The organism is Rhodoplanes roseus (genome assembly GCF_003258865.1).
Taxonomy (GTDB): domain Bacteria; phylum Pseudomonadota; class Alphaproteobacteria; order Rhizobiales; family Xanthobacteraceae; genus Rhodoplanes; species Rhodoplanes roseus.
On sequence record NZ_NPEX01000140.1, the window covers coordinates 1 to 11,747 of the forward strand.

Sequence of the window (11,747 nt, forward strand, 5' to 3'; positions counted from 1 at the left end):
GGACTTCGTCCGCCGACCTCCCCCCTCCAGGGGGAGGTGTGCCGCGTCAGCCGCAGCGCACGGAATCGCAGATCCTCTTTCACCCCGTCGTCTTCTGGCCCATGGCGATGGCGTTGACGGTGAGCAGCAGGGCGTCGAGCGTCGGCTCGTCGGGGGCCTTGCGGTAGCGGCGCAGCAGCGCGACCTGCTCGTGATGCAGCCAGGTGAGGCCGCGGGCCCGCATCTCGATGGTGCGCAGGAAGCGCGGCCGGCGCTCCTCTGCCGCCGCCGGGAACAGCGCCGCCACGGCGGTGCGGGTGCGCTCTTGCTCGGCCAGGATCGTCGCCATCATGCGGTCGCGCAGGTCGGCGTCGTCCACCAGCGAGGCGTAGAGCTTCATCACGAGCGGGTTCGCCATCAGCAGGCTCGCCTCGACATTGTGGAGCACGTAGCCGAGGAAGCGCCAGCGCGGCAGCACCTCGCGGATCTTCTCGAAACCGTCCGGACGCTCGCGCTGCAGCCATTCCAGCGCGCTGCCGACGCCGTACCAGCCGGGCAGGTGAAAGCGCGCCTGGCTCCACGAGAACACCCACGGGATGGCGCGCAGATCGGCGAGCGTGGCGCGGCCGGTGCGCCGGCTCGGCCGTGAGCCGATGCGGGCCTGCTCGATGGCGTCGATCGGCGTCGCGGCGCGGAAGAAGTCGATGAAGCCGTCGGCCTCGACCAGCCGCCGATAGGCCGACAGACTCTGGTCGACCACCTCCTGCCACAGGCCGCGCAGCGGGTGCGGCGGATTCGGCCCGGCCTCGTGCAGCATGGTGGTGCGCACCACGCCGGCGAGCAGGCGCTCGAGATGGAACGTTGCGGTGACGCGGTTGGCGTATTGCTGGGAGATCACCTCGCCCTGCTCGGTGACGCGCAGCCGGCCGGTCAGGCTGCCGGCCGGCAGCGCCTCCAGGAACGCGTGCGTCGGCCCGGCGCCGCGCCCGATGGTCCCGCCGCGGCCGTGGAAGAACTCGACCCGTATGCCGTGGGCGCGGCCCACCGTGGCGAGCCGCTCCTCGGCGAGGTGCAGGCTCCAATGGCTGGCCAGGATGCCGCCGTCCTTGTTGCTGTCGCTGTAGCCCAGCATCACGATGCACTCGGCCGCCGCCTTGCCGTCGCGCAGGCGCAGATGCTCCAGCGTCGCCTTGGTGATCGGATGCGCCAGGAAGGCGTCGAAGATCGTGTCGCAATGCGCCAGATCCCCGATGGTCTCGAACAGCGGCACCACCGGGATCATGCAGGCCGGGCCGAGCGGCGTGTCGATCAGCAGGCCGGCCTCGCGCGCCAGCAGATAGGGCGTCAGCAGATCGGAGACGCTGCGCGTCATGCTGATCACCAGCGGCCCCAGTCCCTCTGGCCCGTGATGGAGCAAATGGCCGCGGAGCGCCCGCAGCAGCGACACGGTCGCCTCGGCTTCGCCGGTGAGCGCCGTATGGTCGCCCGTGAAGGGGCGCGGCGTCGCCAGCTCGCGCTCCAGGAAGGACAGCTTCTCGGCTTCGCTCCAGTCCGGATAGTCGGTGCGCCGGTTGCCGGCGGCGGCGAGCAGCCCGCCGACGGCGCGGTCGTGGAAGCCGGAGTTCTGCCGCACGTCGAGGCGGGCGAAGTGGAAGCCGAAGACGCGCGCCTGCGCCGTCACCGGCCGCACGTCGGCGGCCGCGATGTCGCTGGCGCCGGCCGCGACCAGCGCCGTCTCCAGCACCTCGAGGTCGGTGACCAGGTCGGCGGCGCCGGCATAGGCGCCGGGCGCGCCGTCGCGGGTGCGGGCGATCCTGATCAGCAGCAGGTTCACCATCTGGCGCCACGGCTCGCCGCGATTGCGGGCGAGCGCCGGGCCGCTCTCCTCGCCGATCAGGCGGGCGGTCTCGTCGAGCCGCTGCTGCAGCAGCGCCGGCACCTCGTCGGCGGCCGCGGCGAGGCTGATCCGCACCGCGAGCTGCGCCAGCCTTGCGTGCAGGAGCGCCAGCGCGCCGGCGCGCAGCCGGGCCAGCATGGACATGGTGACTTCGGTCGTCACGAACGGATGGCCGTCGCGGTCGCCGCCGACCCAGGTGGCGAAGCCGAGATGCGGCAGCCGCGGCGGCGCGCTGCCGAACGTGTCCTCCCAAGCCTGCTGGAAGCGCAGGTCCAGGAGCTCGACGACGTCCGGGAACACCGTCTCCATGTAGTGCAGGACGGTGCGGATCTCGCTCTCGACGTCGGGGCGTTCGAGCAGGATCTCGCCGGTGCGCCACAGGCGCTGCATCGCCGCCTTCAGGCGCTGGCGATAGATGCCGAGCTCGATGTCGGTGAAGGAGCGCGTCTCGCGCTCCAGCATCAGCAGGTAGAGGGCGCGGTGATGCTCCAGGACCGTGGCCCGCTTGGCCTCGGTCGGATGCGCGGTGAGCACCGGCTCGAGCGACGCGGTCGCCAGCGTGCGGCGGATCTTCGGCTCGTCGTTGCCGCGGGCGAGGAGATCGCCGAGGTCGTGGCGCCACAGGCCGGGCTCGCGCTCGTGGCGCCGTCCTTCGGCGCGCCGGCGCATCTGGTTCGCCGTGTTCTCCTCGACGATGTTGAGGAGCTGGAAGGCGATCGACAGGGCCTGGCAGCGCGCCACCGCCCCGTTCTGGCCGGCGTCCGGCGGCGGCACCTCGGCGTCCGCCGAGAAGCAGTCGCGCACGAAGCCGGCGACGCCGGCGGCGGGCCGATGCTCCTCCACCACGGCGCAGAAGGCGTCCAGGAGCCCGTCGAAGTCGGCGGACCATTTGGCGAAGTCGTCACGGAGACGGGCAGGGGCGTCCATGGGGCTCGTCTGCGGCGGCGGCCCGGTCCGAGGGAATTCGGACACGGCAGCGGCCCGGGGGTGGCGGATCGTCACATGCAGGCGTCGTGCCAGCAACTCGCTTCTCGATACCGCTCGACGACGACGAGAAGCCTCGTGCGCGTTCCGGAAAGTCAGTTCGCCGTCATTCCGGGGCGCACCGAAGGTGCGAACCCGGAATCCAGCGGTCCACTCGGCACTTTTGGCTGGATTCCGGGTCCGGCGCGTCGCGCCGTCCCGGAATGACCAGCATTGGGATCAACCGGAAACAGGCTCACCCCGTCGTCTTCTGGCCCATGGCGATGGCGTTGACGGTGAGGAGAAGGGCGTCGAGGGTCGTCTCGTTCGGCGCGGCCCGGTAGGCGCGCAGGAGGCGCACCTGCTCGTGGTGCAGCCAGGTGAGCCCGCGCGCCCTCAGCTCGTGGGTGCGCAGGGAGCGCGGGCGGCGCACCGTGACGGGCAATGTGAACAGCGCCGCGACACTCTCGCGGGTGCGCCGGTACTCGTCGAGAATGCGGGTCAGCATGGTGTCGCGCAGCCGCACGTCGTCGACCATCGAGGCGTAGAGCGCCATGATTTCGGGGTCCGCGGCCAGCAGGCTCGCCTCCACATTGTGGAGCAGATAGTTCAGAAACGGCCAGTCGGGCAGGGCCTCGCGGATCGCCTGAAAGCCCTCGGGACGCTCCCGCGCCAGCCATCCCAGGCCGCTGCCGACGCCGTACCAGCCGGGCAGGTGGAAGCGTGCCTGGCCCCACGAGAACACCCACGGGATGGCCCGCAGATCCGCGAGGCTCGCCTGTCCGGAGCGGCGCGACGGGCGCGAGCCGTAGCGGGCCTGCTCGATGGCGTCGATCGGCGTCGCCGCGCGGAAGAACGGGATGAACCCCTCCGCCTCGACCAGCCCGCGATAGGCCGACAGGCTCTGGTCGACCACCTCGGTCCACAAGCCGCGCAGCGGATGCGGCGGGGCCGGGCCGGCCTCGTGCAGCATCGAGGTCCGCACCACGCCGGCCAGCAGCCGCTCCAGATGGAACGTCGCGGTGACGCGGTTGGCGTATTGCTGCGAGATCATCTCGCCCTGCTCGGTCACCCGCAGGCGGCCGCGCAGGGTGCCGACCGGCAGCGCGTCGAGAAACCGGTGGGTCGGCCCGGCGCCGCGCCCGATGGTGCCGCCGCGGCCGTGGAAGAACTCCAGCCGCACGCCGTGCTCGCGGCCGACCCGGGCGAGCCGCTTCTCGGCGAAATGCAGGCCCCAGTGGCTGGCGAAGATGCCGCCGTCCTTGTTGCTGTCGCTGTAGCCGAGCATCACGCTGAACTCCGGCTCGGCCTTGCCGTCGCGCTTGCGGGTCAGCTCCAGGGTCGCCCTGGTCAGCGGGTGGGCCAGGAAGGCGTCCAGGATGGTGTCGCAGGCGTCGAGGTCGTGGATGGTCTCGAACAGCGGCGCCACCTGCAGCAGGCAGGCGCGGCCGTCCGGCGTGTCGACCAGGAGCCCGCCCTCGCGGGCCAACAGATACATGGCGAGCAGATCGGCGACGCCGCGCGTCATGCTGACCACCAGCGGCCCGAGCCCGTCGGCACCGTAGCGCAGGATGTGCTCCCGCAGCCCGTGCAGGAGCCTCACGGTGGTGTCGGCCTCGCTGTTCAGCGCCATGTGGATGCCGGTGAACGGCCGCGGGCTCTTCAGCTCGGCGTCCAGGAAGGCGAGCTTCTCGGCCTCGCTCCAATCCGGAAAATCGCTGCGGGCGCAGCCGGCGGCGGTGAGCAGGCCGGCGATGGCGCGATCGTGGTAGGCGCTGTTCTGGCGGATGTCGAGGCGGGCGAAGTGGAAGCCGAAGGTGCGGACCTGGGCAGCCAGTGGCCGCACGTCGGTCTCGGCGACACGCGGGGCGCACGCCTCGACCAGGGCCGCCTCGATGACGCCGAGGTCGTCGACCAGGTCGTCGGGCGAACGATAGGCACCGGGCGTATCGGGCCCCGTCTTGGTCCGCTCGAGCCGCATGATCAGCAGGTTCACCATCTGGCGCCACGGCTCGTGCCGATTGCGCTCGAAGGCGGCGCGGCTCGGTTCGCCGAGCAGGGCGGCGGTCGTCTCCAGCCGCGCCCGCAACACCGGCGGGACGTCGTCGGTCGAGCCCGCCAGGCTGAGCTTCATGGCGAGCCCGGTGAGGCGGGACTGCAGCAGGGTCAGCGCCCCGCCGCGGAGCCGCTCCAGCATCGCCACCGTCACCTGCGGCGTCACGCCGGGATGGCCGTCGCGGTCGCCGCCGACCCAGGTGCCGAAGCCGAGCCGCGGCAGCGGCGGCGGCGCCGACGCGAAGACGTCGCGCCAGGCCCGCTGGAAGCGCAGGTCCAGGAGCTCCACCACGTCCGGGAAGACCGACCCCATGTAGTGCATGACGGTGCGGATCTCGCTGTCGAGCGCCGGCCGGTCGAGCTGGATCTCGCCGGTGCGCCACAGCCGCTGCAGCGCCGCCTCCAGCCGCTGCTGGTGGATGCCGAGCTCGATGTCGGTGAACGAGCGGGTCTCACGCTCCAGCAGGAGCAGATAGATGGCGCGGTGATGCTCCAGCACCGTGGTCCGCTTGGCCTCGGTCGGGTGCGCGGTCAGCACCGACTCGAAGACCGTGGAGGCGATCGCGTCGCGGATCCGCTCCTCCGACCAGCCGCGCGCGACCAGATCGGCGAGATCGTTGCGCCACAAGCCCGGCTCGCGCTCGTGGCGGCGCGCCTCGGCGCGCCGGCGCATCTGGTTGGTGGTGTTCTCCTCGACGATGTTGAGGAGCTGGAAGGCGATCGACAGGCCCTGGCAGCGTTCGAGCGAGCCGAACCCGTCCGGGCCGGGTGGCTGCACGCTCCGGCCGGGGGTGAAGCAGCAGCGCACGAAATCGGCGACGCCGGTCGCCGGCCGATACTCGTCGATGACCTTGCAGAACAGCGCCAGCAGGTCGGCGAAATCAGCCGACCATTTGGCGAAATCGTCGCGGACGAGCTCGGGATTGTCCATGGTGATCCAAGGTGGCGGTGCTTCGCCGTCGCGAAAACTTTGTAAAATCACTCGTCGTTCAGGGGGCGCCCGCAGGGCCGAGCCCGGAACCCATAAGCCCTGTGTTCTTGAAGCAAACGGCACCGGGACTATGGATTCCGGGCTCGCGGGATTCGCCCGCGCCCCGGAATGACGAAGTCTTCTAATTCCCCGCATTCGCGCCGCACGACCTTGTGCCGAAAGGCAGGGCCCCGGCATGACGCGTCGGAGGTCGTAATGACTGGTCTCTCGTCCAATATCGATCGTCGGAAACGATCAGGCGCGCGAATTGCCCTTACTGCCCCACCGCCTCCAGCACGTCTTCGAACGTCTTCAGCCCGCGCGACGGGGCGTTGACCATCACGGCCATGTTGCCGGGCTTGTGCTGGTTCTGCCACATCATGTGATGGGCGAGCGGGATCTCGGCCCAGGGGAAGACCTCGCTCATGCACGGGTCGATGCGGTGGTCGAGCACGAACTTGTTCGCCGCCGAGGCCTGCTTGAGATGAGCGAAGTGCGAGCCCTGGATGCGCTTCTGCCGCATCCAGACATAGCGGGCGTCGAACGTGATGTTGAAGCCCGAGGTGCCGGCGCAGAACACCACCATGCCGCCGCGCTTCACCACTAGGCAGGAGACCGGGAAGGTCGCCTCGCCCGGATGCTCGAAGACGATGTCGACGTCCTTCTTGCCGGTGATGTCCCAGATCGCCTTGCCGAACTTGCGGGCCTCCTTGGTCCAGGCCTCGTATTCGGGCGTGTTGACCTGGGGCATCTGGCCCCAGCACTTGAAGTCCTTGCGGTTGATCACGCCCTTGGCGCCGAGGTCGAGCACGTATTGGCGCTTGGTCTCGTCCGAGATGACGCCGATCGCGTTGGCGCCGGCGGCCGCGCAGATCTGCACGCCGAACACGCCGAGGCCGCCCGAGGCGCCCCACACCAGGACGTTGTCGCTCGGCTTGAGGATGTGCGGCGGGTGGCCGAACAGCATCCGATAGGCGGTGGCGAGCGTCAGCGTGTAGCAGGCCGCCTCCTCCCAGGTGAGATGGGTCGGCTTCTGCAGGAGCTGGCGCGACTGGACCCGGCAGAACTGGGCGAACGAGCCGTCCGGCGTCTCGTAGCCCCAGATGCGTTGCGTCGGCGAGAACATCGGGTCGCCGCCGTTACACTCCTCGTCCTCGCCATCGTCCTGATTGCAGTGGACGATCACCTCGTCGCCGACCTTCCAGCGGTGCACCTTGCTGCCCACCGCCCAGACGATGCCGGAGGCGTCCGAGCCGGCGACGTGGAACGGGTTCTTGTGGACGTCGAGCACCGAGACGGGCTGGCCGAGCGCCGCCCAGACGCCGTTGTAGTTGATGCCGCCGGCCATCACGTGGACCAGCACGTCCTCGTCGCCGAGCTGCCAGGTCGGCACCACCTCGATCTGCATGGCGTCCTGGGGCGGGCCGTGGCGCTCCTTGCGGATCGCCCAGGCGTACATTCTGGCCGGGACATGGCCGAGCGGCGGGATCTCCCCGATCTCGTACAGATCCTTGGGCTCGTTCGATGATCTGAGCTTCGTCACGGCCGCCATGGGACGTCCTCCGCCGGTCAAAAATAGCTGGTCCGCCCGTAAACCGGACGAGTGTGCATCACCGGATATCGCGTCGCAATAAGTAGCATGGTCGCAAGGCCCGGCGCAGGGCTTAGGGCTTCGTCAATTCGGAGGGGGCATGGTCCGGAGCCGGCCCCGCGCGTGCCCGTCATATGGATGTGATCATGGCCGCTCCGGCCTCGCCCGTTTCCGAACCGACCGCCGTGCCCCCCGTCGCCGGGCTGGAGGCCGTGCGGCTGGTCTGCTTCGCGCTGCTGATCGCCAATCTCAGCTACATGGCGATGGTGCTGACCTCCGGCGATTGGATCGTCGACCCGTCCGGCGCGCCTGTCCACACCGATTTCGTGATGGTCTATGCGGCCGGCAAGCTGGCGCTCGCCGGCGACCCGGCGGCGGCCTGGGACTGGACGCTTCACCGGGCCGCCGAGGATACCCTGCTCGGCCGCCCCGTGCCGGCCTATTACGGCTGGCACTATCCGCCGCCCTTCCTGCTGGTCGCGGCGCTGCTGGCGATGCTGCCCTATTGGGCCGCCTTCGTCGCCTGGATGGCCGCGACCCTGCCGCTCTATGCCGCGACCGTGCGGGCGATCGTCGGCGACCGCATCGGCTGGCTCGCCGCCGGTGCCTTTCCGGTGATCGTGCCGAATCTGGTGCCGGGGCAGAACGGCTTCTTCACCGCCGCCCTGGTCGGCGGCACGCTCCTCGCTCTCGAACGGCACCCGGTCGCGGCCGGCGTCTGCCTCGGGCTGCTGACCTACAAGCCGCAATACGGCGTGCTGTTTCCGCTGGTTCTGCTGGTCACCGGACGGTGGACCGCGATCGCGGCGGCAGCCGCGACGGCGGTCGTGCTCGGTATCGTCACCGTGATGGTGTTCGGTGTCGCGCCGTGGGCCGCCTTCCTGCACTGGCTGCCGCTCACATCGGACGCCCTGCTGTCCGGCACGAACCAGGAATTCCACAAGTTCCAGAGCCTGTTCGCACTGGTGCGCCTGCTCGGCGGCAATGCCGGCCTCGCCTGGAGCCTGCAGATCGGGCTCGCCGGTCTCACGGCGGTGGTTATTTGTCTGATCTGGCGAAATGAGAGAATTCCGTATGACATGAAGGCCGCGGCGCTCGCCACCGGCGTGCTGCTCGCGACGCCCTATGTCTATCTCTACGACCTCACGATCCTGGCGGTGGCGCTGGCCTTCGTGCTGCGCGCCGCGCTGAGATCGGGCTTTCTGCCGCTCGAGCGGACCGGCCTCGCCGTCATCGCCATCGCCTTCGTGGTGCTGCCGGTCGCCGGCGTGCCGGTCGGCATGCTCGGTGCCGTGATCACGCTGATGCTGATCGCCCGCCGGCTCGGCGTGCTCCCGTCCGTCCGGCCTGTCGCCTAAAGTCGCAGCTTTTCTGCGCGGTACCGGGCTGACAGTGCCGGACCGGCACGTTATGCTCGCTTCTGCGGTGCAACACGGAACGCGCGCGGCGCGCCTTCGGACCGGGACCGACCAATGGGCTTGTCCTTGCTGGTATGGCTGATCGTGGGTGCGCTGGCCGGCTGGATCGCCGGCAAGCTGGTCCATGGCGCGGGCTTCGGTCTGATCGGCAACATCGCCATCGGCATCGTCGGCGCCGCCATCGCCGGGTCGCTGCTGCCGCTGCTCGGGATCGCGGCCGGCGGCGGCTTTCTCCGCGCGGTCTTCCATGCCGTGATCGGCGCCGTCATTCTGCTCGTATTGGCCGGACTGATCCGGCGTTAGCCGGACGGCGGCCGCGCTCGTCCGCGCGGGCTCCGGCCCGGCGTGACGCAATCATTGCCGACAGTCAAGAAACGTCCTTTTCTCAGGGAGCGTCCTCGATGCGCGACAAGCCGTGGATCATCCGGACCTATGCGGGCCATTCGACCGCCCGCGAATCGAACGCCCTCTATCGCAAGAACCTCGCCAAAGGGCAGACCGGCCTGTCGGTCGCCTTCGATCTGCCGACCCAGACCGGCTACGACTCCGACCACGCGCTCGCCCGTGGCGAGGTCGGCAAGGTGGGTGTGGCGATCTCGCATATCGGCGACATGCGCACGCTGTTCGATGGCATCCCGCTCGACGCCATGAACACCTCGATGACCATCAACGCGACGGCGGCCTGGCTGCTGGCGCTCTATGTCGCGGTGGCCGACGAGCAGGGGGTGCCGCGCGCCAAGCTCTCGGGCACGACGCAGAACGACATCATCAAGGAGTATCTGTCGCGCGGCACCTATGTGTTCCCGCCGGCGCCCTCGATGCGGCTGATCCGCGACGTGATCCTGTTCACGACCCGCGAGATGCCCAAGTGGAACCCGATGAACGTCTGCTCCTACCATCTGCAGGAGGCCGGCGCGACGCCGGTGCAGGAGCTCGCCTTCGCGCTGGCCACCGGCGTCGCCGTGCTCGACGCCGTGAAGGCCTCGGGCGAGATGGAGGGCAACACGTTCGGCGAGGTGGTCGGCCGCATCTCGTTCTTCGTCAATGCCGGCATGCGGTTCATCACCGAGATCTGCAAGATGCGGGCGTTCTGCGAGCTGTGGGACGAGATCACGGCGGAGCGCTACGGCGTCACCGACCCCAAGCAACGGCTGTTCCGCTACGGCGTGCAGGTCAACTCGCTCGGCCTCACCGAGCAGCAGCCCGAGAACAACGTCTACCGCATCTTCCTGCAGATGCTGGCCGTCACGCTGTCGAAGTCGGCGCGGGCCAGGGCCGTGCAGCTCCCGGCCTGGAACGAGGCGCTCGGCCTGCCGACGCCGTGGGATCAGCAGTGGTCGCTGCGCGCCCAGCAGATTCTCGCCTATGAGAGCGATCTCCTCGAGTACGGCGATATTTTTGCGGGCTCGACCGAGGTCGCGAAAAAGGTCGAGGAGCTGAAGGTCGAGGCGAAGGACGAGCTGCGGCGGATTCTCGAGATGGGCGGCGCCGTCGGGGCGATCGACACCGGCTATCTGAAGGCCCAGCTCGTCGAGAGCAACTCGCGCCGGCTCGAGCAGATCGAGGCGGGCGAGCAGGTGGTGGTCGGCGTCAACCGCTTCGTCGAGACCGAGCCGTCGCCGCTGCCGACCGGCGAAGGCTCGATCATCACCATCCCGCCCGAGATCGAGGCCGAGCAGGTCGCCAATCTGAAGCTTTGGCGCGAGGCCCGCGATGCGGCGGCCGTCGCCGAGGCGCTGGCCGAGCTTCGCCGCGCCGCGCGCAGCGGGCAGAACATCATGCCGGCCTCGATCGCCTGCGCCAAGGCGGGCGTCACCACGGGCGAGTGGGGCTTTGTGCTCCGCGAAGGCTTCGGCGAGTATCGCGCACCGACCGGCGTCTCGCACGCCGCCCGCAACGACGCCAAGAACATCGACGAGCTGCGCGCCGAGGTCGACCGCGTCTCGCGCAAGCTCGGGCGGCGATTGAAGTTCCTGGTCGGCAAGCCGGGGCTGGACGGCCATTCCAACGGCGCCGAGCAGGTCGCGGTGCGGGCCCGCGACGCCGGCATGGACGTCGTCTACGAGGGCATCCGCTTCACGCCCGCCGACATCGCGACGGCGGCGCGCGACAAGGACGTGCACGTGGTCGGCCTGTCGATCCTGTCCGGCTCGCACATGCCGCTGGTCGCCGAGGTTCTGGCCAAGCTGCGCGAGGCCGGCGCCTCGCACGTGCCCGTGGTGGTCGGCGGCATCATCCCGCCCGACGACGCCAAGGCCCTCCTCGCGGCCGGCGTCGCCGCCGTCTACACGCCGAAGGACTTCGAGCTCAACCGCATCATGACCGACGTCGTGCGGATCGTCGAAGAGGCGGCGTCCGACAAGGCGGCGTGAAAGACGGCAGGGTGGTCGTGATGGAGCACGCCCGTTACCCTCCCCTGGAGGGGGAGGGTCGGGCGCAGGCGAAGCCTGCGACCGGGGTGGGGTGAAGCGGCGATGGCCCAGACTCCAATAGACCGGTTTCGACGCGAGACCGCCCGACGGCTTCGGAAGAATGCCACCGACGCGGAGCTGATCCTCTGGCGTCACCTGCGCCGCTTGGAGGCCAAGGGAAGCCACTTCCGGCGGCAGGTGCCGATCGGAGCTTATGTCGTCGACTTCGCCTGCATGGCGGCGCGCCTCGTCATCGAGGTTGATGGCTCTCAGCACGGTGAAGACGAGGGGTGCCGTCGCGACGAGGTGAGGACGCGGTGGCTACAGGCCGAAGGCTACCGGGTCATGCGCTTCTGGAACAACGACGTGATCGGTAACGTCGAGGGTGTGCTCGACGTTATCTACGCGGCCCTCCACGGCGGCCGCGACGCCGAGCCGAGGATCTTGAAGAACACGCGGCATC

Annotated in this window: 7 protein-coding genes; 4 read left to right on the forward strand and 3 right to left on the reverse strand. The window is 69.6% G+C overall.

The genetic code is table 11. The annotated features are described in order from the left end of the window. Nucleotides 1–79: 79 nt before the first annotated feature. From CH341_RS18740 to ccrA, 3 genes are all read right to left on the reverse strand, one after another. Nucleotides 80–2,803, reverse strand: a complete 2,724-nt coding sequence (locus CH341_RS18740) for a phosphoenolpyruvate carboxylase (protein WP_111420515.1) — start codon at nt 2,801–2,803, stop codon at nt 80–82. A 292-nt stretch (nt 2,804–3,095) separates the two neighbouring features. After that, nucleotides 3,096–5,825 carry a phosphoenolpyruvate carboxylase gene (locus tag CH341_RS18745; RefSeq protein ID WP_170149705.1) on the reverse strand — a complete coding sequence of 910 codons (2,730 nt, stop codon included), beginning with the start codon at nt 5,823–5,825 and terminating at the stop codon, nt 3,096–3,098. A 313-nt stretch (nt 5,826–6,138) separates the two neighbouring features. After that, nucleotides 6,139–7,416, reverse strand: a complete 1,278-nt coding sequence (ccrA, locus tag CH341_RS18750; protein ID WP_111420517.1) for a crotonyl-CoA carboxylase/reductase — start codon at nt 7,414–7,416, stop codon at nt 6,139–6,141. Nucleotides 7,417–7,601: 185 nt separating this feature from the next. Here ccrA and CH341_RS18755 point away from each other — a divergent pair, with 185 nt between their 5' ends. The 4 genes from CH341_RS18755 to CH341_RS18770 all read left to right on the forward strand — a co-directional run. Beyond that, the gene (locus CH341_RS18755; protein ID WP_170149706.1) at nt 7,602–8,813 is read left to right on the forward strand and encodes a glycosyltransferase family 87 protein; all 1,212 of its coding nucleotides are present in this window, start codon (nt 7,602–7,604) and stop codon (nt 8,811–8,813) included. A 114-nt stretch (nt 8,814–8,927) separates the two neighbouring features. Then, the gene (locus CH341_RS18760) at nt 8,928–9,176 is read left to right on the forward strand and encodes a GlsB/YeaQ/YmgE family stress response membrane protein (RefSeq protein WP_111420519.1); all 249 of its coding nucleotides are present in this window, start codon (nt 8,928–8,930) and stop codon (nt 9,174–9,176) included. Between the two features lie 98 nt (nt 9,177–9,274). Beyond that, on the forward strand, nt 9,275–11,245 hold the full coding sequence (locus CH341_RS18765) for a protein meaA (RefSeq protein ID WP_111420520.1): 1,971 nt from the start codon (nt 9,275–9,277) through the stop codon (nt 11,243–11,245). 102 nt (nt 11,246–11,347) lie between these two features. Next, nucleotides 11,348–11,747 (forward strand): endonuclease domain-containing protein (locus tag CH341_RS18770; protein ID WP_111420524.1); only part of this gene is annotated, 400 nt, incomplete at its 3' end.